18 protein-coding genes are annotated in these 22223 nt (G+C 44.1%); 9 read left to right on the top strand and 9 right to left on the bottom strand.

Features of this window, described 5'->3' with window-relative positions; genetic code table 11:
• Positions 1 to 14: 14 nt before the first annotated feature.
• Positions 15 to 584, bottom strand: a complete 570-nt coding sequence (locus VIB_RS05160) for a PilZ domain-containing protein (protein WP_040904201.1) — start codon at positions 582 to 584, stop codon at positions 15 to 17.
• Positions 585 to 802: 218 nt separating this feature from the next.
• Between VIB_RS05160 and lolC the strand changes: the two genes are divergently transcribed.
• Genes lolC through lolE form a run of 3 tightly spaced genes read left to right on the top strand, consistent with a single transcriptional unit; the run spans position 803 to position 3934 of the window.
• Complete coding sequence (gene lolC, locus VIB_RS05165) at positions 803 to 2011, top strand: lipoprotein-releasing ABC transporter permease subunit LolC (protein ID WP_004394927.1); 1209 nt, start codon at positions 803 to 805, stop codon at positions 2009 to 2011.
• Positions 2004 to 2690, top strand: coding sequence for a lipoprotein-releasing ABC transporter ATP-binding protein LolD (gene lolD, locus VIB_RS05170; protein ID WP_004394928.1), 687 nt, complete (start codon positions 2004 to 2006; stop codon positions 2688 to 2690). The genes lolC and lolD overlap by 8 nt, the downstream gene beginning before the upstream one ends.
• Positions 2690 to 3934, top strand: coding sequence for a lipoprotein-releasing ABC transporter permease subunit LolE (gene lolE / locus VIB_RS05175; protein WP_004394929.1), 1245 nt, complete (start codon positions 2690 to 2692; stop codon positions 3932 to 3934). The genes lolD and lolE overlap by 1 nt, the downstream gene beginning before the upstream one ends.
• A 147-nt stretch (positions 3935 to 4081) precedes the next feature.
• On the opposite strand, the gene VIB_RS05180 is transcribed toward lolE, so the two are convergent.
• On the bottom strand, positions 4082 to 4603 hold the full coding sequence (locus VIB_RS05180) for a DUF2062 domain-containing protein (protein WP_040904202.1): 522 nt from the start codon (positions 4601 to 4603) through the stop codon (positions 4082 to 4084).
• 8 nt (positions 4604 to 4611) lie between these two features.
• Here VIB_RS05180 and VIB_RS05185 point away from each other — a divergent pair, with 8 nt between their 5' ends.
• From VIB_RS05185 to kdsB, 5 genes are read left to right on the top strand one after another with little or no spacing between them, the layout of a single operon-like run.
• The gene (locus VIB_RS05185) at positions 4612 to 6855 is read left to right on the top strand and encodes a DNA internalization-related competence protein ComEC/Rec2 (protein WP_004394930.1); all 2244 of its coding nucleotides are present in this window, start codon (positions 4612 to 4614) and stop codon (positions 6853 to 6855) included.
• A gap of 32 nt (positions 6856 to 6887) precedes the next feature.
• Complete coding sequence (msbA, locus tag VIB_RS05190) at positions 6888 to 8636, top strand: lipid A ABC transporter ATP-binding protein/permease MsbA (RefSeq protein WP_004394931.1); 1749 nt, start codon at positions 6888 to 6890, stop codon at positions 8634 to 8636.
• 3 nt (positions 8637 to 8639) lie between these two features.
• Positions 8640 to 9647, top strand: a complete 1008-nt coding sequence (gene lpxK, locus VIB_RS05195; RefSeq protein ID WP_004394932.1) for a tetraacyldisaccharide 4'-kinase — start codon at positions 8640 to 8642, stop codon at positions 9645 to 9647.
• On the top strand, positions 9628 to 9807 hold the full coding sequence (locus tag VIB_RS05200) for a Trm112 family protein (RefSeq protein ID WP_004394933.1): 180 nt from the start codon (positions 9628 to 9630) through the stop codon (positions 9805 to 9807). Before lpxK ends, VIB_RS05200 begins: the two co-directional genes overlap by 20 nt.
• A complete protein-coding gene (gene kdsB / locus VIB_RS05205) occupies positions 9807 to 10553 on the top strand; it encodes a 3-deoxy-manno-octulosonate cytidylyltransferase (RefSeq protein ID WP_004394934.1) in 747 nt (248 codons plus the stop codon). The genes VIB_RS05200 and kdsB overlap by 1 nt, the downstream gene beginning before the upstream one ends.
• Before the next feature lie 150 nt (positions 10554 to 10703).
• On the opposite strand, the gene VIB_RS05210 is transcribed toward kdsB, so the two are convergent.
• The 3 genes from VIB_RS05210 to VIB_RS05220 form a co-directional block, all read right to left on the bottom strand.
• Complete coding sequence (locus tag VIB_RS05210; protein WP_004394935.1) at positions 10704 to 12236, bottom strand: SpoVR family protein; 1533 nt, start codon at positions 12234 to 12236, stop codon at positions 10704 to 10706.
• Between the two features lie 12 nt (positions 12237 to 12248).
• Positions 12249 to 13517 (bottom strand): YeaH/YhbH family protein, encoded by a 1269-nt coding sequence (locus tag VIB_RS05215; protein WP_040904203.1) that lies wholly within the window; start codon positions 13515 to 13517, stop codon positions 12249 to 12251.
• 107 nt (positions 13518 to 13624) lie between these two features.
• Positions 13625 to 15559, bottom strand: coding sequence for a PrkA family serine protein kinase (locus VIB_RS05220; protein WP_004394936.1), 1935 nt, complete (start codon positions 15557 to 15559; stop codon positions 13625 to 13627).
• Positions 15560 to 15859: 300 nt separating this feature from the next.
• Between VIB_RS05220 and VIB_RS05225 the strand changes: the two genes are divergently transcribed.
• Positions 15860 to 16615 carry a MipA/OmpV family protein gene (locus tag VIB_RS05225; RefSeq protein WP_004394937.1) on the top strand — a complete coding sequence of 252 codons (756 nt, stop codon included), beginning with the start codon at positions 15860 to 15862 and terminating at the stop codon, positions 16613 to 16615.
• A 158-nt stretch (positions 16616 to 16773) separates the two neighbouring features.
• Here the strand turns inward: VIB_RS05225 and VIB_RS05230 are convergent, their stop codons facing one another.
• The 4 genes from VIB_RS05230 to pflB form a co-directional block, all read right to left on the bottom strand.
• The gene (locus VIB_RS05230) at positions 16774 to 17274 is read right to left on the bottom strand and encodes a YfbU family protein (protein WP_004394938.1); all 501 of its coding nucleotides are present in this window, start codon (positions 17272 to 17274) and stop codon (positions 16774 to 16776) included.
• A gap of 274 nt (positions 17275 to 17548) precedes the next feature.
• On the bottom strand, positions 17549 to 18289 hold the full coding sequence (pflA, locus tag VIB_RS05235) for a pyruvate formate lyase 1-activating protein (protein WP_004394939.1): 741 nt from the start codon (positions 18287 to 18289) through the stop codon (positions 17549 to 17551).
• 190 nt (positions 18290 to 18479) lie between these two features.
• Positions 18480 to 19472, bottom strand: a complete 993-nt coding sequence (locus VIB_RS05240; RefSeq protein ID WP_004394940.1) for a lipid A deacylase LpxR family protein — start codon at positions 19470 to 19472, stop codon at positions 18480 to 18482.
• Between the two features lie 223 nt (positions 19473 to 19695).
• Positions 19696 to 21972 carry a formate C-acetyltransferase gene (gene pflB / locus VIB_RS05245; RefSeq protein ID WP_004394941.1) on the bottom strand — a complete coding sequence of 759 codons (2277 nt, stop codon included), beginning with the start codon at positions 21970 to 21972 and terminating at the stop codon, positions 19696 to 19698.
• Positions 21973 to 22223: the final 251 nt, after the last annotated feature.

Raw genomic sequence — 22223 nt, forward strand, 5'->3', positions numbered from 1 at the left:
TATTGAGTGGGTCGTTATGGTTTTTCTCGATCTAAAGAGCGTTGACGCAACAGTTTCTGTTGGCAATGAAGCGCAGCTTTAATGAGTAGGTCTTGGTCATTATCACGCAGGAGAGTGTATCTGACGCTAATAATCGTGGAGTCGGGATCCGTTTCACAATCGATAACTTCGCCATAACAATAAATCGCTGCTGCGGGATGCTCTAGGAATAATTTAATGCGTAGTGGTGTACCTAGTACGAGCGCGTCTCTGGCTCGATAAGTAAATTGACTGGCACCGAACGACAAGGTTGAGGCACGTTGAGCGGGATCATCTTGTTGGGCGAGCATAAAGCTCAGTAATAGATTCAGCTTAGAATTCTGCGTTTCTAGCAGTTGGATAACGTGTTTAAAATCGCTGTTTTTGAGTTCGAGCCGCGCAGCATCATTTAATTGATCAAGTTGACTAAACTCACTGGCCACAACAAAAGGTGCGGGGATTTCCGCCTCAAAATCGATCTGAGAAGGCAAACGAAAGTTAGCCGCTAACGGCTCGATGTTAATTGTCAGTGCGTGGTATACCGAAAAAAAGTCTTGGTCAGTCATATTGGGTTTCCTTCTCACCTTTGTTGATTATCGTCATAAAGAATCAGTAATCAAGCAAAGTGAGAGTTTTGTTGTAAATCAATCAGAGTGATTACGAATAAATTATCGCCATTACCTTTGAGTGATAACGGTGTTTAACAAAGATTTGGCAAAGAAAAACTACAACCTTGGACAGATTCTCGTTACAGTAGCGGCCTATTATGGCTTTGGTTTGTATTATGTTTCATCCTATTTCGATATTTATCGGTTTACGTTATTTACGCGGACGTTCAGGTGATCGGTTTAGTCGATTTGTCTCTTATATGTCGACCGCTGGGATCACGATTGGTGTGATGGCTTTAGTGACGGTATTGTCGGTGATGAATGGTTTTGAATCGCAGTTGAAAAACCGTATTTTGGGGGTTTTGCCGCAAGCGGTGATCGGACAAGCGCAGGAAAAAACCCAATGGCAAGCACAAGCCCCCGATTTTATTAGAGAGTTATCCACTTACAAAGCGCCACAACCGATGGTAAGAAGCGAAGCGGTGGTGCAAAGCTCGTGGCAATTATCGGCGGGTTTATTGGTCGGTATTGCGCCGCAAGCTGACGACCCGATCGCCGATTATCTGATTGCTGGTCGATTAAGCGATTTACAACCTGGTGCCTATCATATTTTCTTAGGTCACACTCTGGCTCGTGATCTCAATGTTTCCGTTGGCGATACGGTTCGCTTAATGGTGACTCGCGCCAGTCAATTTACGCCTTTAGGACGTATTCCTAGCCAACGCAATTTCACGGTGGCCGGACTGTTTAATACTGGCTCAGATGTTGATGGGCAACTGATGATCACTCATCTACGAGATGCGGGTCGCTTACTGCGTTTCGACGATCAGACGATTTCTGGCTGGCGACTCTTTATGGCCGATCCTTTTGATGTGGCGACGTTGTCAACGACTTCTTTGCCGGATGGTTGGTATTGGAGCGATTGGCGTGAACAACGTGGTGAGTTATTTCAGGCGGTCAGAATGGAAAAAAACATCATGGGCCTAATGCTGGGACTGATTGTTGGAGTCGCGGCGTTTAATATTATCGCCGCCCTAATCATGGTGGTGATGGAAAAGCAGGCGGAAGTTGCGATTTTAAAAACCCAAGGCATGACCGATCAACAAGTTTTGGCCATTTTTATGGTGCAAGGCGCGAGCAGTGGTGTAATTGGATCGGTTGTCGGTGGAGTGTTGGGCGCTCTGCTGGCAGCGAACTTGAATAGCATCATGAACACGTTAGGCGTCGCACTGTTTTCATTAGGCGGAGAGTTGCCCGTGTTGATCAACCCGATACAAATTGTGGTTGTCGTATTGCTGGCAATATTGCTTAGCTTTTTAGCCACCTTATTTCCTTCTTATCGCGCATCTAGAGTTAAACCCGCTGAGGCTTTACGTTATGAATGATCTTTTACGCTGTCAGCAGCTTTATAAAATCTATCAAGAAGGTGAGTTGCAGACTCAAGTCTTGAAAGGGGTAAGTTTTTCGATGCAACCTGGTGATCTGGTCTCGATCATTGGCTCTTCTGGTTCAGGAAAAAGTACTTTATTGCATATCCTTGGCGCGCTGGATGAAGCGAGTAGTGGCGAAGTTGAATTTCTTGGCCAGCCATTACATCAAATGAGTTCGAATAAACAAGCCAAAATACGTAATCAACATCTCGGGTTTGTGTATCAATTTCATCATTTACTTGCTGATTTTACCGCGCTCGAAAACGTAGCGATGCCACTATTAATTGGTGGTAAAAAAGCCAGCGAAGCAAAACGCTCGGCTCAGGCTTTGTTGGCGCGAGTCGGCCTCGGTCACCGTTTGCAACATCGTCCTTCAGAGTTATCGGGTGGAGAGCGGCAGCGTGTTGCGATTGCTAGAGCGTTGGTCAATCGACCGGATTTAGTGCTCGCAGATGAGCCTACTGGCAATTTAGACCACACTACGGCACTGGCGATTTATGATTTGATGCGTGAATTGAATCGTGAGTTTAATACGGCTTTTTTAGTGGTGACTCATGATGGCGAATTGGCAGCGAAAATGGATCGACAACTGCATATGCAAGATGGCCTATTGCTCAACGTTGCGGAGGCATAATGTTTGCAGATTTGGCGCTAGTGATTGGCGCACGTTTTAGTCGTGCTAAGCAGCGTAATAAGCTGGTGTCGTTTATCGCTTTATCTTCGACACTCGGTATTGCCGTTGGGGTTGCGGTGATCATTATTGGTTTATCGGCGATGAATGGCTTCGAGAGAGAGCTGCAACAACGTGTATTGTCGGTTATTCCTCATGGCGAGTTTGAAGGGGTACGTGGGCCAATCGAACACTGGCCAGATATCGTCCAAAAATCGACTCAGCATCCTCAAGTCCAAGCGGCGGCACCATACGTGAAGTTTACCGCATTGGTCGAGCGAGGTGCGCAGTTAAAAGCCATAGAAGTACGAGGGGTGGATACGCAAAGAGAGCGTGCCGTATCTCGACTGGCTGATTATGTTACCCCAGGAGTATGGGAAGCTTTTGTTCCGGCTCAACAGCAAGTCATTTTAGGCAAAGGTGTTGCCGATCAACTACAAGCCGCAGTGGGGGATTGGATCACTTTGCTGATCCCAAGTAGTCATACTGGGCAAGCGGTCCAAGCCCCGAAAAGAGTGCGGGTAAAGGTTGCGGGGTTGCTGGAATTAAATGGTCAAATTGATCATAACCTCGCGCTGTTACCTTTAGAAGACGCTCAGCAATACAGCAATTTAAACGACAAAGTCACGGGGGTGTCGATTAAAGTTTCCGATGTCCTCAAAGCCAATCAAATTGTTCGTGAAGTGGGTAATACACTAGAAGAGTATGTCTATTTGCGTAGTTGGCAGCAAAAATATGGCTTTTTATATCGTGATATTGAAATGGTGCGAACCATCATGTATCTAGTCATGGTATTGGTGATTGGGGTCGCGAGCTTTAATATTGTTTCTACCTTAATGATGGCCGTTAAAGATCGCGCTGCCGATATTGCCATTTTGCGCACGATGGGTGCGAATGATCGCTTAATTAAACGCATTTTCGTCTGGCAAGGGGTATTTTCTGGTGTTATGGGCAGTCTATTGGGCAGCATTGTTGGGGTGTTTATGGCACTAAATTTGACACCGATTATTCATAGTTTAGAAACTTTGTTAGGCCATCAATTTCTTTCAGGGGATATTTATTTTGTCGATTTCCTTCCTTCTCAACTTGAATGGTCAGATGTATTACTGGTTTCGAGTACCGCGATTATTTTGAGTTTACTGGCGACGTGGTATCCAGCTTCTCGCGCCAGCCGTTTGCATCCTGCGGCGGTTCTAAGCAGTAAATAACCCCGTTATTCTCTTCGTTAATAAAAAGAAAAAGGACCTAATGGTCCTTTTTCATCTTTTGTATACTGCTGGTTACCTAGAAAAATGTTGTATCACTCGCACGATGATTCGCTAGAGCTGCACAGTCACGAACAAAATCAATATGGTTTATTTTATCGTATTGGTCACGCGACGTTTTTGCCAGCTCCGTACAACGGAATAGCGCCATAAACCTCGAATACCAAAGTAACCTAATAAGCCAGCGACAATACCACAGACTAAACTACCCAACAAAAAGGGTGGACCAATGGTGTGCATCTGATGGTGAAGAAATTCCCACGTTAATTCAAAATGAAAAGGTTGCGGCGGAGTACTCATTAACCAAGCGCCAACTTTATAAGAGAAATAAAAGATAAATGGCATAGTGATCGGGTTGGTTATCCACACCAAGGCAACAGCAAGGGGTAAGTTCACGCCACAAATAATCGCTACGCCAGCAGACATGATCATTTGGCTAGGTAGTGGTACGAAGGCCATAAATAAACCGACAGCAAACGCACCAGCAGCAGAGCGTCGATTTAAACACCACAGATTCGGGTTGTAGAGGACAGAGCCAAAAATTTGTAATGCCTTTTGACGCTTAATAACAGCGTGATCAGGCATAAAACGTTTAATAAACTTTCTTGGCATAAGGAAACATGGCTCTCTTATCGAATTACTGGACGTTGGCTTCGTTCTCGTTAACGATACTCTCTGCCCCATTTTGGCCTTGGATGCCCAAATGGCCTATTATCATTGGCATTGTTGTTGTGTTGATGATGAGTCTCGTGACACGCCGAGGCAGGGGATGCATCGGAATTACACTGGCCTTAGTGTTGATAATAACACACGGAAATAAAGTAACCGCACAGTCCAATAATATCTTACAATTTGCGACAGATATTACCATAAAAGGTGTCGCTGACAGCTTTTTTACTGCTCATCGCTACGGTTTTAGTGGTTCTTTTGTAGTGAGATCAATCAATGGTCAATCTTTACCCCGATTTTTGTCTCCCACGGTACGTTTAAATTCCCCGATCGCCTTACAATTGGGTGATCATGCTCAATTTGTGGTACAGGCGAAGCCGATTTATGGGCGATTGAATGAAGTCGGGTTTGATCAAGAAGCCTTTTTTCTGAGTCAAGGCTGGAGCGCACAAGCGACCGTTCGTCCCAATACAGCTTATCAAATCATCCCCAGTTCAAGTTTGCGGGCGATATTTTTTCAACAGATTGAGCAACGAACGCGATCCAGCGAGGTTCAAGGCTTTATTTTAGCCCTCACTTTTGGTGAGCGTAGCGGGATTACTGAACAGCAGTGGTTGGAATTACGTAATAGCGGTTTAATCCATCTCACTGCGATCTCGGGATTACACATCGGTATGGCATTTGGTTTTGGCTATTTGTTGGGGGGGATGTGTAGCCGCCTTTTGAGAAAGGGCTTATGGCTACCTTTTGTTTGCGGTGGATTGTTTGCACTTGGTTATGCTTGGCTGGCAGGTTTTACGCTACCGACTCAGCGAGCATTGATGATGTGTTGGTTAAATATTCTATTAGTAATGTTTAATGTTCGAGTGACCGCTATTCAACGGGTATTATTAACGTTAGCTGTGATATTGGCTTTGGATCCCTTCGCTTCATTAAGCACAAGTTTTTGGTTGTCTTTTTTAGCGGTCAGCTTTGTCATTTACCAAGTCTCCGTCATCGATAGTCGATGGCCGCTATGGAAGAAAGTGCTTGCTGGCCATCTATTGTTAGTGATGTTAATGGCTCCGGTGACGGCTTACTTCTTCTCTGGCGTTAGCCTTTATTCCGCGCTTTATAATCTCGTGTTTATTCCTTGGTTCAGCTTTGTGGTTGTTCCCTTACTGTTTATTGTCTTGTGCGGCAATGTGTTGATGGCCGATCAGGTCCAGTGGCTTTGGACTTGGGTTGAGGCGGCTTTAATGCCGTTTAGCTGGTCGTTAGGCTTTGCTGAACATAGCTGGTTACCGGTTAACCAAACGTGGCAATATAGTTTGTTGGCCTTATTTTTAGTGATGATGTTACGGTCACTGTTGACAGCGCGATCTCTTATTGCGATTGGGTTACTCTTTAGCGCCACTTGGCTAACAATACAACCGAAGGCCTACTGGCAAGTGGATATGTTGGATGTTGGGCATGGCTTGGCGATGATCATTGAGCGTAACGGACGTTATGTTTTATACGATACAGGGAGTAGTTGGGATGAGGGCAGTGTAGCGACATCACTGATTATTCCGTTATTAACTCGACGTGGAGGAGTACATGCTCTTGATGGCGTGATCATTAGCCATAGTGATAATGATCATGCGGGAGGATTAGTCGATATTCACTCGCGGCTAAAACCAGCTTGGATTCGCGCTAGTTACCGCAATGAACATTTCTCTCCGTGTATTCAAGGTGAATTCTGGCAATGGCAAGAATTGACTTTTGAAGTTGTGTGGCCACCCCGTTTAGTTGATCGCGCTGATAACCCTCATTCTTGTGTGGTTCGTATGGTTGATCAGCAATATGGGCATAGTGTGTTGTTGACCGGTGATGTAACGGCGATTGGTGAGTGGTTACTCAGTCGGGATGCGTTATTAGAAAGTGATGTTTTGGTGGTTCCTCATCACGGGAGTCAAACGTCTTCTACACAAGCGTTTATAGCAAAGGTCAATCCACAGTTGGCGATTGCCTCATTGGCGAAAGGTCATCGATGGCAATTACCTCATCCAGATGTTCTCGCACGTTATCAATCTTTAGACATTCCGTGGCTTGATACGGGAGAAGTCGGACAAATAACACTCCGTTACCAAGGATCTCAACGTCAGCTTTTCACTTTACGCGGTGGTCGAATCACGCCTTGGTATAGGCAGATGCTACGTAAAGAGGTAGAATAAGGTCAATTTTGTAATATCGATAAAGCAGCTTTATGTCACTCAATTCTGACGAAACAACTTGGCAAACCTTTAAACGTCTTTGGACTTACATCCGTCTTTATAAAGTCGGATTGGTGCTGGCGACCATCGCTTTAGTGATCAATGCGATCTCTGATACCTACATGATCTCCTTACTAAAGCCGCTATTAGATGAAGGCTTTGGTGGTACAGACTCTAATTTTTTGCAGATCTTACCCTTCATTATTCTTGGTCTGATGTTTATTCGTGGCTGTAGCGGCTTCGTTTCTGCTTACTGTTTAAGTTGGGTATCTGGCAATGTAGTGATGCTGATGCGTAGGCGGATTTTTAATCAGTTTATGCATATGCCGGTGAGTTTTTTCGATCGTGAGTCAACCGGTGGTTTATTATCGCGAATTACTTATGATTCTGAACAGGTTGCAGGAGCGACGAGTCGAGCAATGGTCAGTATTGTTCGTGAAGGGGCCAGTATCATTGGTTTATTAACCTTGATGTTCTGGAACAGTTGGCAACTCTCTCTAGTTTTAATTGTGGTTGCTCCGATTGTTGCGATTGGCATTCGAGTGGTCTCTAAACGCTTTCGAAAAATCTCCAAAAATATGCAAACAACCATGGGCCATGTCACTTCGTCGGCAGAACAGATGCTTAAAGGCCATAAGGTGGTTTTAAGCTATGGTGGACAAGAGGTTGAGCGTAAACGCTTTGATAAAGTTAGCAATCAAATGCGCCAACAGACCATGAAGTTAGTCTCGGCTCAAGCAGTAGCCGACCCTGTGATTCAAATGATTGCTTCATTAGCCTTGGTGACGGTCTTATTCTTAGCTAGCGTTGATTCTATTCGTGCAGATTTAACGCCTGGTACCTTCACGGTTATTTTCTCGGCGATGTTTGGTTTGATGCGCCCTTTAAAGGCTTTGACCAACGTAACTTCAGAGTTTCAACGAGGTATGGCCGCAACACAAACGTTATTTGCGTTAATGGACCTGGAAACTGAGCGCGATAATGGTAAGTTTGTGACAGATAAAGTGCGTGGTGATATTGCCGTAAAAGATGTCTCTTTCACTTATCAAGGTAAAGAAAAACCGGCATTATCGCATGTGAGTTTTACCATTCCTCAAGGCAAAACCGTTGCACTCGTCGGACGTTCTGGTTCGGGCAAATCAACCATTGCTAATTTATTTACCCGTTTTTATGACGTCGATTCCGGTGCCATCTACCTTGATGACCACGATATTCGTGATTACACGCTGAGCAATTTGCGGCAACATTTTGCTTTAGTCTCGCAAAATGTTCATTTATTTAATGACACCATCGCCAATAACATCGCTTACGCTGCACAAGAGCAATACAGCCGTGAGCAAATAGAAGAGGCTGCTCGCTTAGCCCATGCGATGGACTTTATACAACATTTACCACAAGGTTTAGATACGATAATTGGCGAGAACGGAGCCAGTCTCTCTGGTGGCCAACGTCAGCGTATTGCGATTGCTCGCGCTCTGCTGCGTGATGCTCCGGTCCTTATTTTGGATGAAGCAACTTCAGCATTGGATACTGAATCAGAAAGAGCTATTCAAGCCGCGCTTGACGAATTACAGAAAAATAAAACCGTATTAGTGATTGCTCACCGACTTTCAACGATTGAACAAGCTGATCAAATTTTAGTGGTTGATGACGGTGAGATCATTGAGCGCGGAAATCATGCTGATCTCATCAAACAAAATGGTGCTTATGCGCAATTGCATCGTATTCAGTTTGGCGATTAATCCGTGATAGACAAATTGTGGTTTGGACGCCATCCGCTCTATTTTTTGCTTTGGCCACTTTTGTGGCCATTGAGTCGACTGTTTTATCTGATCAGTACTCGTCGCCGGCATGCCTTTTTGTCCGGTAAAAAAGCGCGTTACCGAGCGCCAGTGCCAGTGCTCGTCGTCGGTAACATTACCGCTGGTGGTAATGGTAAAACTCCCGTTGTGGTTTGGCTCGTTGAGTTACTGCAACGTCAAGGCTATCGACCGGGCGTGGTTTCAAGAGGATACGGAGGTAAGGCGGCTCAATATCCGTTATTGGTTACTGACCATACCTTATCGACCGAATGTGGTGATGAGCCTAAGCTGATTTATCAACGTACAGGTGCTCCAGTGGCCGTTGACCCAATACGTGCGCATGCGGTTCAAGCATTGCTCAGCCAAGGGGTTGATCTTATTGTTACCGATGATGGTTTACAGCACTATGCGTTGGAACGAGATATTGAATTTGCGGTTGTTGATGGAGTCCGTCGCTTTGGTAACCAACAACTGCTTCCGTTGGGGCCATTACGTGAACCTGTCGAGCGTTTACAGCAAGTCGACTTTGTGATCAATAATGGCGGAGAACCGGTTATGGGTGAACTTGCCATGACACTCAAACCCAGCTTAGCGGTTAATGTCATCAGCGGAGAGCGCATTGATGTTGCTGCCCTGAGCCGTTTAGTGGCTTGGGCTGGCATTGGCCATCCGGCTCGCTTTTTTAATACGTTACATCAACTCGGTGCATCACTGATTCTTACCCATGATTTTGCTGATCATCAAGCATTTGATGAAACGACATTGCGCGAATTAGCCAGCCAAGGTGATAACGTGATCATGACAGAGAAAGATGCCGTTAAGTGTACAGATTTTGCAGCAAAAAACTGGTGGTATTTACCCGTATCGGCCGAGATTTCACCAACTGATCAACAGTGCATATTAGATAAAATTAAAGAGGTTATGGAACATTATGGACCACCGTCTGCTTGAAATTGTGGCTTGTCCCGTATGCAAGGGGAAGTTGACTTACGATAAAAGTAACCAAGAGCTGATTTGTAAATTAGATCGTCTGGCTTATCCAATAAAAGAAGGTATTCCAGTACTGCTCGAACCTGAAGCGAGAAGTATGACCATGGATGAGGGACGCTAATGTCTTTTACGGTTATCATTCCGGCCCGCTACCAATCAACTCGCTTGCCAGGTAAGCCGTTGGCTGATATTGGCGGTAAGCCAATGATTCAGTGGGTTTATGAGCAAGCGCAGCAAGCAGGCGCTGAGCGGGTAATTGTTGCTACCGATGATAGTCGAGTCGAGCAAGCGGTCCTCAGTTTTGGCGGATCAGTATGCATGACGTCAACCGAACATCAATCTGGTACGGAACGTTTAGCCGAAGTGATTGCTTTAATGGGGATTGACGATGATCATATCATCGTTAATGTACAAGGGGATGAACCCCTCATCCCGCCAGTGATTATTCGTCAAGTCGCGGAAAACTTAGCGTCAAGCCAAGCGCCAATGGCGACTTTAGCGGTTGAAATTGATGATCCACAAGAGGTTTTCAATCCTAACGCCGTTAAAGTAGTGACTGATCAACATGGGTATGCGTTGTACTTTAGTCGCGCGACTATTCCATGGGACCGCGATAACTTTATTCTTGAACCGAAGGCGATTACTCAGCCATTAATGCGCCATATTGGTATTTATGCTTACCGAGCCGGGTTTATCAATACCTACATACACTGGTCGCCCAGTGTGTTAGAGAAAATCGAAAATCTAGAGCAACTGCGTGTACTGTGGTACGGCGAAAAAATTCATGTGGCTGTTGCGCTCGAAGCGCCGCCAGCCGGTGTTGATACGCCTGAGGATTTAGCGGCGGTGCGTAAACTTATCGAATAAATGTCGAACATGGGTACACTTTTCCCATTGTAAGTCGTAGTTCCAAGAGATTGAGATATATCAGCCGTATTAAACAATAAGCCCCATCGCCCCATCGGTTGATGGGGCTTATTTATTGATACTCTGTTTAACGTTATGTAAAGCGTGATGTTAATCGTTTTTCTTTGGACAAGTGGCAAGTAGCTCGTGTTTACCGTTATCTTTACGTTCTTCTAATTTCACTTCAAAGCCCCACAGACGATGCATATGTTTGAGCACCTCATCGTAGCTTGGATCGAGTGGAATTCGATCGTGAGGCACATATTGCAGCGTCAATGAGCGATCACCCCGAACATCGACATTGTAAACTTGAATGTTGGGTTCTAAATTGCTCAAGTTATATTGTGCCGCGAGCTTTTCACGAATTTGGCGATATCCCAGCTCATCATGAATCGCACTGATTTCAATGAAGTTTTTATGATCATCGTCAGAAATGGCGAACAATTTAAAGTCACGGATAAGCTTTGGTGACAAATATTGGCTAATAAAACTTTCGTCTTTAAAGTTATGCATAGCAAAGTGCACGGCATCCAGCCAGTTGGTATCGACGAGTTCAGGGAACCAGTGTCTATCTTCATCCGTTGGCTCTTCACAAATTCGCTTTATGTCTCGAAACATCGCAAACCCAAGCGCGTACGGGTTAATACCACTGTAGTAACGGCTGTTATACGCAGGCTGCATCACCACACTACTGTGGCTATGTAAAAATTCGAGCATAAATTTATCGGACAGTAGCCCTTCGTCGTAAAGATGATTCAGAATTGTGTAATGCCAGAAAGTGGCCCAACCTTCATTCATGACTTGCGTTTGTTTTTGTGGGTAAAAATATTGGCTGATTTTACGCACGATACGCACGACTTCACGCTGCCAAGACTCTAGAAGAGGCGCATGTTTTTCAATGAAATACAAAATGTTTTCTTGTGGTTCAGAAGGAAAACGTCGTTGTAACTCGGCTTCCTTGGCTTTTTTAGGCACGGTTCGCCACAAGGCATTAACCTGTGATTGTAAATAAGCTTCGCGTTCTTCTTGGCGTGCTTTTTCTTCAGCAATCGAAATTTTTTCTGGTCGCTTATAACGATCGACGCCGTAGTTCATTAACGCATGGCATGAGTCCAATAGTTGCTCGACTTCGGTGACCCCATACTTTTCTTCACATTTGGCTAAATAGTTTTTAGCAAACAGTAGATAATCGATAATAGAACTGGCGTCAGTCCAGGTTTGAAATAAATAGTTTCCTTTAAAAAAGGAGTTATGTCCGTAACAGGCATGAGCCATGACCAAAGCCTGCATAGTGACGGTATTTTCTTCCATCAAGTAAGCAATACAGGGATCTGAATTAATCACAATTTCATAGGCTAACCCCATTTGACCGTGCTTATAGTTTTTCTCAGTATGAATAAACTTTTTACCAAATGACCAATGGTTATAATTGATCGGCATGCCAATACTGGAGTAGGCATCCATCATTTGCTCAGAAGTGATCACCTCAATCTGATTAGGGTAGGCATCTAACCGATAATGCTCGGCAACACGTTTAATTTCTTGGTGGTATTGATGCAAAAGATCAAAAGTCCAATCTGGACCATCAGCCAGACGTTTGTTTTTTTTCTTACGCTTTTGCGTGGTGGCTGTTTTGACTGTCATAGTCTTATCCCCTTATGCCGTTTCCTTATGGAATAGCTCCCTAAACACAGGGAAAATATCGTCCACACTACGAATATTCTTCATGGCGAAGTGATCAAAGCTTTCGGATAGTTTTTCGTACTCGTGCCACAAGGTTTGATGAGAACGACGCGTAATTTCGATGTAAGCATAATACTGGCATTCAGGCAGCAGTTTGTTCGCCAGTAACTCTTTACAGCGAGGCGAATCGTCAGCCCAGTTATCGCCATCGGAGGCTTGTGCGCCATAAATATTCCACTCACCGAGAGGGTAACGTTGTTGAATAATGTCATGCATTAATTTTAATGCACTAGAGACAATCGTTCCGCCAGTTTCCTGTGAATAGAAAAATTCGTGTTCGTCCACTTCTTTGGCTTGGGTGTGGTGGCGAATAAACACCACTTCAACATTTTCATAGGTGCGAGTTAAAAACAGATAGAGCAAGACATAAAATCGTTTTGCGATATCTTTAGTGGGCTGATCCATCGACCCTGACACATCCATTAAGCAAAACATTACCGCTTGGCTAGAAGGGATCGGGCGTTTTTCGTAATTTTTAAAACGTAAATCAAACGTATCGATAAACGGTACACTGTCTATTTTCCGGCGTAGTTCAGCTATTTCTTCTTTTAAACGTCTCTCTTCGAGTAGTTGCGCTGGCTCAGAGTTGCGAATATTTTCCAGCTCTTGCTCAAGCTCATGCATAAGGCGCCGCTTGCCTGATGTCATCGCCGTGCGTCGGGCAAGCGATTGTTGTAAAGAGCGGACAATCGCAATGTTGGCGGGAACGCCAGCAGTTTGGAAGCCTGCGCGATGGGTTTTCCACTCTTTAATTTTGTTGACTTGATTTTTCTTCAGGTTAGGTAATGCTAAATCTTCAAACAAGATATCCAAATATTCATCTTTGGATATTTGAAATACAAAATCGTCTTCGCCTTCACCGTCTTGACTGGCATCCCCTTCGCCTGAACCACCACCTTGACCACCTTTTGGCCGTTCTACTTTATCACCACGTATGTATTGATCATTACCAGGGTGAACGCGTTCGCGAACGCCGCCTTTACCTTGATGGAAAATGGGCTCTTTAATATCTCGATGAGGAATCGCCACATCTTCTCCAGACTCCGTATTGGTTATGGATCGGCGATTAACCGCATCCGCAACGGACTCTTTAATTTGTTCTTTATAACGGCGTAAGAAGCGCTGCCGATTAACGGCGCTTTTGTTCTTGCCGTTCAACCTTCTGTCGATAAATTGCGCCATGAGATTCTCCCTCTAAACGTCACTCGATGAGTTCTAACTACTCATACGCTTTGGCAAGTTAGCTTCTGACCCAGAATCTCTGGGTCAGAGTCGCAACCAAGGGCTTGCTAAGAGGATTTACGCACGCGTAAATACCATTCAGACAGTAATCGAACTTGTTTCTCGGTATAACCTTTCTCCATCATGCGGGCGACAAAATCGTCGTGTTTTTTCTGATCTTCCGATGAGGTTTTGGCATTGAAAGAGATAACTGGCAGTAATTCTTCAGTATTGGAGAACATTTTCTTCTCAATAACCGTGCGCAGTTTTTCATAGCTCGTCCAAACTGGGTTTTTACCACTATTGTTAGCCCGAGCTCGAAGTACAAAGTTAACGATTTCGTTACGGAAATCTTTCGGATTGCTGATCCCTGCCGTTTTTTCGATCTTCTCTAGCTCACTGTTAAGCGCTGAGCGATCAAACAGTTGGCCAGTTTCTGGATCACGATACTCTTGATCTTGAATCCAGAAATCAGCATAAGTGACGTAACGGTCGAAAATATTCTGACCGTATTCAGAATAAGATTCTAAATAAGCGGTTTGAATTTCTTTGCCAATAAACTCGACATAACGCGGAACCAGATAGCCTTTGACAAATTCTAGGTAACGCTCAGCAACCTCTTGCGGGAACTGCTCGCGTTCAATCTGTTGTTCGATAACATAAAACAGGTGTACGGGGTTTGCAGCGACTTCTGATTGGTCAAAGTTGAATACTCGTGAGAGTATTTTAAAGGCAAAACGAGTCGAGAGACCGGACATGCCTTCATCAACGCCAGCATAATCACGGTATTCTTGATAGCTTTTCGCTTTCGGATCAGTATCTTTCAGTGTTTCACCATCATAAACGCGCATTTTAGAGAAAATGGACGAGTTTTCTGGCACTTTTAGTCGCGATAACACACTAAATTGAGCCAGTAACTCAAGTGTACTTGGTGCACGTGGCGCTTTGGTCAGTTCACTGTGCTCAAGCAGTTTTTCGTAAATTTTAACTTCTTCAGAGACGCGTAAGCAATAAGGCACCTTCACGATATAAACTCGATCCAAAAACGCTTCATTGTTTTTATTATTGCGGAATGTCTGCCACTCTGATTCGTTGGAGTGAGCGAGGATCATGCCGTCAAAGGGTAGGGCGGAGAGCCCTTCGGTACCGTTGTAGTTGCCTTCTTGAGTCGCAGTAAGCAGTGGGTGAAGCACTTTGATCGGTGCTTTAAACATCTCGACGAACTCCATTAAGCCTTGGTTGGCTCGACAGAGTGCCCCAGAGTAGCTGTAGGCATCGGGATCATCTTGTGAGTAGTGCTCTAGCTTACGGATATCCACTTTACCGACCAGCGATGAGATATCTTGGTTGTTTTCATCGCCCGGCTCTGTTTTGGCAATCGCAATTTGGTCTAAGATAGAAGGTCGGACTTTAACGACTTTAAACTTCGTGATATCGCCACCAAATTCATGCAGACGTTTTGCTGCCCAAGGTGACATGATGGAGCGCAAATAGCGCTTTTCAATCCCGTATTCTTGCTTGAGCAAGTCGCCATCTTCATTGACATCAAACAAGCAGAATGGGTGGTCATTGACCGGGCTGCGCTGACCATTCGCTGATAATACGTAGATCGGGCATTGCTGCATTAATGCTTTGAGTTTTTCAGCAATCGATGACTTACCACCACCGACAGGGCCGAGTAGATAAAGAATCTGTTTCCGTTCTTCTAAGCCTTGCGCTGCATGCTTAAGATAAGAAACAATTTGTTCAATCGCTTCTTCCATGCCATAGAAGTCTTGGAACGGTTTATAACGTGAAATGACTCGGTTAGAAAAGAGCCGACTCAAACGAGGATCTTTGCCAGTATCGACCAATTCAGGTTGGCCAATTGCCAGCAATAAGCGTTCTGCCGCGTTAGCATAAGCGCTTTTGTCTTCCTTACAGAGATCCAAAAACGTTTGAATCGATATCTCTTCATCCTTGGCTGCTTCATAGCGTGCCTGAAAGTGGTTAAAAATACTCATGGTAGTTCCCCTCTAAAAATGTCTCTTCGACATACAACCGCTTAAACACACAAATCCCTAATACGTTAAGCCTAGATCGCAATTGATGATTTTGCTTAAAGATTATGTATTTATTTACAAATCGTGACGTAAATTACGTCTCTGGCTAAGAAGTATTGTGCTGATGAATTGTTGCTATCAGTCTTATGATTATTAACAAAGCAAAGTGGCAAGAAGTGATTGAACAACAAAGATTGTTTCTCTTAAGGGGAACTTCTATGATGGTTATCTTTGCAATATAATCGATAAAATAGGTGAGGAATGAGAGATTCGATAGTCAAAACCATTAGTGGGTTAACGATACTATTTACACCTTGGTATGTTAACGCTGAAATGTCTCAATGGTCAGTGGGTGTCGCTGCCGCCTATTCGCCTGCCGTTTATAAAGATACGCCCTCCAACCGTACCGTGATCCCCATCATTGGTTATGAAGGCGAGCATCTCTTTTTTCGTGGTTTTGATGCGGGATATCGCCTGTTGCCGATTCGTTCTCAGCAAAACCTAATCTTGCGGTTGGCTTATGATCCTCGCACATTACAGCCTAATGATTCTGATGATCCACAGATACGCCAGCTCAATAAACGTAAGTCAACGATTTTAGGAGGGGCGAGCTATCAACATCGTACGGTAGTGGGTTTATGGGAAGCAACGATTGGCTCGGATATCGCAGGGCGACATGATGGTGTTTATGCAGAAGTGGCTTGGCGTTTCCCATTGCGTTTTGAACGTTGGGGCATCACGCCTTCGGTGGGTTATGCTTATAATTCTGATAAGCTCAATAACCATTTTTATGGTGTGTCAGCTCAAGAGTCGCTGAGTAGTGGCTTAGAACAATACAACGCTGGTTGGAGTGGGCAGTACTTTATTGGCGCGATGGCTTATTGGTCGGTTTCTCAGCATGTTAGAATATCAGGCGGTCTTCGTTATACCAATCTCGATAGTGATATTTCTTCCAGCCCTGTGATTGGCCGTGATTCATCAACCGTGGGCACCCTTGGTGTGGTTTACCTATTTTAATCGTAGAGTGAGTTTTTGCTGTGCTTAAAATGATGTTATCTCAAATTATATCAGCATCGAAAGGTATGATGTAATGGACAGTAATAAGGATTGGTATACAAGGATTAATATATTGATATAGAGAGAGCTTACAAACCCTCTCTATTTTTGTATCAGGACTAAGCGTTAATAATTTTGTTGAGTTCGTTGGCTGATAAGTGATATTGCCTTGGGCAATTTCGCCATGTGGTTAACATGCGTCGGTATTTTTCACCCATAGCCACTTGGCTGTTGAAGTGGTGCTCACCCCGTTCAAATTGAGGATATAAACCTTCAGTATTGATTAGAAAACGCACGTAGTTGACCAGTTGAGCTTCAGAGGCACTATCATAACCAAGAAAATTCAAGCGACGAGCATCAACGTCACTACTCAATTTGCTATCGAGCATTTTGTATGACTCTTGCATGGCATGATACATTTCCATGACATCGATCACTTCTCGGCATTGCGCTTCAGAAATTGCCCCAAATTCTTTATTGAGCTCAGTCATTTGTAATTCATAACCCCGTTCAATAATCGTTTGTAGCCGTTTATATTGTTCGGCGTTGGCCGGATCAAGCTGGGACATTAAAACGTATTGATTAGATAGGATCAGACGTTGTGCATTAGTCATTTCCATTATTGACCTCACTGTAATCGATGTTGGTATTCCCTTCCTACCTGAACTGCCAAGTATTTTGGGTATAAATTTGCTTAAGATTAGGTTAACAGCAATGGGTGATTGTGAAACATGATCTCAACACAGATTTAATCTTAACCGAGTAAATTATCGACAATTCTAGCACGTTTATTTCTGTGTCGTTAGCTTCTGGGTGTTATAGCCGATAGGTGAATGAGTCAATCAAAAGCAAAACACCAGCCATATGCTGGTGTTGGATTTGCAGAAGGGAAGCTTAGTATTTTACGTTGTGATGATATTGCATTAGCACATCAACAATCTTATCCATGGTTTCTTTACTGGGCGGATTCACACCTTCTAAAGGATAAGTTTCTCCCATCGCTTCCCATTTATGAGCGCCTAACTTGTGGTAAGGCAATAACTCAATTTTTTCAATATTATCCATCTCTTGAATAAATTGTCCGAGTAGATGGGCCGATTCTTCATCATCTGTATAACCCGGAACGACCACATAACGCAGCCAAGTTGCTTTGCCAATCGTGTGTAGATAGCGTGCAAAATCTAACGTACGTTTATTGGATACCCCGATTAAGTCTTGATGAACATCATCTTTGATTTGTTTAATATCCAGTAGCACTAAATCAGTGACGTCCAAGACTTCATCAATCACCGGGGTGTATTTACGGATATAACCGTTGGTATCAAGGCAAGTGTGGATCCCTTCGGCTTTAGCCGCGCGAAAGACATCTCGTACAAATTCAGGTTGGAGCATCGATTCACCACCGGAGCAGGTGATCCCGCCGCCTGAAGCGTTCATAAAATGTCGATAAGATTTCGCTTCTTTGATGATCTCTTCAACAGAGACTTCTTTACCTGAATGGGTATCCCATGTATCTCGGTTATGGCAATACTTACAACGAAATAAGCAACCTTGCAGAAAGAGGATAAATCGAATACCGGGGCCATCAACTGTACCGCAAGACTCAAATGAATGGATACGACCAGTAGTAGACATAAGTTGCTCTCATTTGCTGAATTTACCGACTATTTTATTACAAAAGGTAGGGTTTAAATAGGATTTCTTCGGGTAAGTTAAGTGTTGTTGGATGAGTTTTGTACTGAGGACGGGGTGTTAAAGTACCAAAGAGGATTAAGATCAGTAAGGTGAAGCTTAATCCTCAATCAGTAAGAGTCACTATCTTAATTTAGAAAAAGGCAAATAAAGACAGTGCTCCAGTGCCGTGGGTGCGGTGTTTACTTTCTTTATACTCAGCATTACTTGTGGTTAAAGTAAAACTTGCGCCGACATGAGGTCCATACCATACCACGCCAAGTACCGCGGTCGCTTGCAAAGGTTCTAGAGTCACCTGATAGGCACTGGGCTGTAGAGGTAATCCATCTAATGGCCTATCTCCTTCAATGGTTAAATCATTAAATCGATAACGTGCTTCGAGGCCTGCGAAAACGAACCAAGCGGAGCGCGAAGCCCCGATCATCCCTGCGCGAAAAGGAGTTTCACTATCAATTTGCGCACTGCCAAAGTTAGCCGCTAAATCAGTCCCCCAGCGCAGCATCATACCTGAGGAAATATCGCTGCGAAAATTACCAACGTTCACTTCGCCAATCGCAGACAGTTCCCAAGCATAGTGCGGATCGTAGGCGGTGCGATAGAGATTGAAGTGACTAAGATAACCAATACTACCGGCGATTTTATCGTCTATTTGGTAATCCCAGCCGTTAGGATCGCCAGACTTAGTGATGCTGTGAACGATTTTTTGCGCTTGTTCGGATAACGCGCTATCTCCAGTGGTACCTATCGTTAGATTAAATCGTTGTGCTTGCTGGGGATGTAAACTGATGTAATTAAACTCGCTGTGTAAAAATCCCGCATAAGGACGTTCATTCGGGGCAGGGGTATATTGCTCAATATCAGAAGGCGTCCACATTTTATGACCAATCATCACCTCCCATTTATCGATACTTGAGGCTCCCCAGAGTGAAAGACTGAATGGCTTGGCAAACCAATAGGGGGTAATCGGTCTTGAGGTATAGGAAAGAAAAAGCCCACTGGTGTATTCCCTATCCATGCCATAAACACCGTCATTATCGACTTTGAGGGAAAGGGTCGATTGGGTGGATGACCACACAAATGGAGCAAAAAGAATCAGCGGGAGTACACGTAATAATGTTAAAGCCATACGTTTTTCGTTGTCCGTAGTAAATACAAGAGTAGGTCAGAGATGGGCATGCCTATCATTCAGATCCATTAGGCCCTAGTGTAACGCTTATTTTTCAGTAGGTAAGCAGATTTTTTCATGTAGCGATAGATGATGTGATATTGCAACGATTTATGCCATGCAAAAGAAAACCTCGCTCAGAGAGCGAGGTTTTTGATTAATATCGATCGATTGTCCGAATAACTTACAGTGATTCAGTAAACGTACGCGCGATAACGTCTTGCTGTTGCTCTGTCGTTAACGAGTTAAAACGTACCGCATAGCCAGACACACGAATAGTCAACTGTGGGTATTTCTCTGGGTGTTTAACCGCATCAAGTAACGTGTCACGGTTAAGCACGTTAACGTTCAAATGCTGACCGCCTTCAATGCCTGATTCGTGATGGAAGTAACCATCCATCAAACCAGCAAGATTGGCACGTTGTGAATCCTGATCTTTACCTAGTGCATTTGGCACGATAGAGAAAGTATAAGAAATCCCATCTTTTGCATCAGCAAATGGCAGTTTACCAACCGAAGTCAATGAAGCTACCGCCCCTTTTTCATCACGGCCGTGCATTGGGTTAGCACCTGGAGCGAATGGCGCGCCAGCACGACGACCATCAGGTGTGTTACCCGTTTTCTTACCATAAACCACGTTAGAGGTGATGGTTAAGATAGACTGAGTCGGAATCGCATCACGGTAAGTTTTTAGTTTACGAATTTTGTTCATAAACACAGAAACGAGTTCGCAAGCAATATCATCAACGCGTGAGTCATTGTTACCAAATTTAGGATAGTCACCCTCGATTTCGAAGTCGATAGCAATACCATCTTCATCACGAATCGGTTTCACTTTCGCGTATTTCACGGCAGACAAGGAGTCGGCAGCAACAGATAGACCAGCAATACCACAAGCCATAGTACGGCGTACATCGCGGTCATGCAGCGCCATAAGTGCCGCTTCATAGCTGTACTTATCGTGCATGTAGTGGATAGCGTTCAATGAGGTGACATATTGTTTAGCTAACCAATCCATGAAGTGGTCCATCTTGTCCCATAGCTCATCATAGTCAAGATACTCACCAGTGATCTTGTCCATTTTAGGACCGACTTGGATTTTCAGTTTCTCATCGACACCACCGTTAATGGTGTAAAGCATGGTTTTCGCTAAGTTAGCGCGAGCACCAAAGAATTGCATTTGTTTACCGACGATCATTGGCGATACACAACAAGCGATTGCGTAATCATCAGAGTCCATGTCTGGGCGCATCAAGTCATCGTTTTCGTACTGAATCGATGAAGTATCGATCGATACTTTGGCGCAGAAACGTTTGAAACCATCAGGCAGTTTTTCAGACCAAAGCACAGTGATGTTTGGCTCTGGAGATGGTCCCATAGTGTATAGGCTGTTTAGGAAACGGAAGTTAGTACGAGTGACTAGCGTACGGCCGTCAAGACCCATACCACCCATAGATTCGGTTGCCCAAATTGGGTCGCCAGAGAAGAGTTCATCGTATTCAGGGGTACGAAGGAAGCGAACCATACGTAGTTTCATCACGAAATGGTCAATCATCTCTTGAGCTTGAGCTTCAGTGATTTTACCTGCTTTCATATCGCGTTCGATATAGACGTCAAGGAACGTAGAGGTACGACCTAGAGACATCGCTGCGCCGTTTTGAGATTTAACAGCGGCAAGGTAGCCGAAGTAAGTCCACTGAATGGCTTCTTGCGCGGTCTCTGCTGGGCGAGAGATATCGAAACCATATTTTGCTGCCATTTTTTTCATCTGGCCAAGCGCACGGTGTTGCTCTGCAATTTCTTCACGAAGTTGCATGGTCATATGCAGATCTTCGCCATTTTCAAATTTCTCTTGCAGCGAAGTGAACTGAGCCAGTTTATCTTGCATTAAGAAGTCAATACCGTACAACGCAACGCGGCGATAGTCACCGATAATACGACCACGGCCATAAGCATCAGGAAGACCAGTCAATACCCCTGATTTACGGCAGGCTAAGATTTCTGGAGTGTAAATATCGAACACGCCAGCATTGTGCGTTTTGCGGTATTCGGTATAGATTTTTTTAACTTGAGGATCAAGCTCACGATCGTAGGCTTTGCATGAGCTTTCAACCATACGGATACCACCGTTAGGGATCAGTGCACGCTTAAGAGGCTTCTCAGTTTGAAGACCAACGATAGTCTCTAGATCTTTGTTAATGTAACCTGCATCGTGAGCAGTGATGGTAGAGATAACAGAAGTGTCAAAATCAACAGGCGCATGAGTTGCGTTTTCCTGTTTAATGCCTTCCATTACTTGTGCCCAAAGCTTATTGGTTGCTTCAGTACCTTCAGAAACTAGGAAAGATTCATCACCTTCATACGGTGTGTAGTTCTTTTGAATAAAATCACGAACGTTAACTTCATTTTGCCAGTTACCTGCAGCAAAACCTTCCCAAGCTTTAGCAAATTGCTCTGCCATGACATACCTACCTTTATATAGTAGAAAAAACACGTACTGTTTCGCCGTTGAGCCAGCTATCTTGTGTCACACAAGAGGCAGTACACTCTATGAATAACCTTATTTATCGTTAAACCGATATACTCATCTGTTTGAGTATAAATAGGATTACTCGTTCCCTTTAATAACCAATGTAAGCTAAAAAAAAATTGCAAACCTTAAACTAAATCAATAAAACTTCAAAAATTCAGATAAAGTTTGGGTAGTGTTTA

It is taken from the genome of Vibrio metschnikovii CIP 69.14 (assembly GCF_000176155.1).
In the GTDB taxonomy this organism is placed as follows: domain Bacteria; phylum Pseudomonadota; class Gammaproteobacteria; order Enterobacterales; family Vibrionaceae; genus Vibrio; species Vibrio metschnikovii.

Bases quoted from the DNA above. Each gene is read 5' to 3' on its own strand.
- lolC (WP_004394927.1), top strand. From the start codon at position 803: ATGTTTCATCCTATTTCGATATTTATCGGTTTACGTTATTTACGCGGA.
- lolD (WP_004394928.1), top strand. From the start codon at position 2,004: ATGAATGATCTTTTACGCTGTCAGCAGCTTTATAAAATCTATCAAGAA.
- VIB_RS05180 (WP_040904202.1), bottom strand. From the start codon at position 4,603: ATGCCAAGAAAGTTTATTAAACGTTTTATGCCTGATCACGCTGTTATT.
- VIB_RS05185 (WP_004394930.1), top strand. From the start codon at position 4,612: ATGGCTCTCTTATCGAATTACTGGACGTTGGCTTCGTTCTCGTTAACG.
- VIB_RS05220 (WP_004394936.1), bottom strand. From the start codon at position 15,559: ATGAGTATTTTTAACCACTTTCAGGCACGCTATGAAGCAGCCAAGGAT.
- lolE (WP_004394929.1), top strand. From the start codon at position 2,690: ATGTTTGCAGATTTGGCGCTAGTGATTGGCGCACGTTTTAGTCGTGCT.
- VIB_RS05230 (WP_004394938.1), bottom strand. From the start codon at position 17,274: ATGGAAATGACTAATGCACAACGTCTGATCCTATCTAATCAATACGTT.
- kdsB (WP_004394934.1), top strand. From the start codon at position 9,807: ATGTCTTTTACGGTTATCATTCCGGCCCGCTACCAATCAACTCGCTTG.
- pflA (WP_004394939.1), bottom strand. From the start codon at position 18,289: ATGTCTACTACTGGTCGTATCCATTCATTTGAGTCTTGCGGTACAGTT.
- VIB_RS05200 (WP_004394933.1), top strand. From the start codon at position 9,628: ATGGACCACCGTCTGCTTGAAATTGTGGCTTGTCCCGTATGCAAGGGG.
- msbA (WP_004394931.1), top strand. From the start codon at position 6,888: ATGTCACTCAATTCTGACGAAACAACTTGGCAAACCTTTAAACGTCTT.
- VIB_RS05240 (WP_004394940.1), bottom strand. From the start codon at position 19,472: ATGGCTTTAACATTATTACGTGTACTCCCGCTGATTCTTTTTGCTCCA.
- VIB_RS05210 (WP_004394935.1), bottom strand. From the start codon at position 12,236: ATGACAGTCAAAACAGCCACCACGCAAAAGCGTAAGAAAAAAAACAAA.
- pflB (WP_004394941.1), bottom strand. From the start codon at position 21,972: ATGGCAGAGCAATTTGCTAAAGCTTGGGAAGGTTTTGCTGCAGGTAAC.
- VIB_RS05160 (WP_040904201.1), bottom strand. From the start codon at position 584: ATGACTGACCAAGACTTTTTTTCGGTATACCACGCACTGACAATTAAC.
- VIB_RS05225 (WP_004394937.1), top strand. From the start codon at position 15,860: ATGAGAGATTCGATAGTCAAAACCATTAGTGGGTTAACGATACTATTT.
- VIB_RS05215 (WP_040904203.1), bottom strand. From the start codon at position 13,517: ATGGCGCAATTTATCGACAGAAGGTTGAACGGCAAGAACAAAAGCGCC.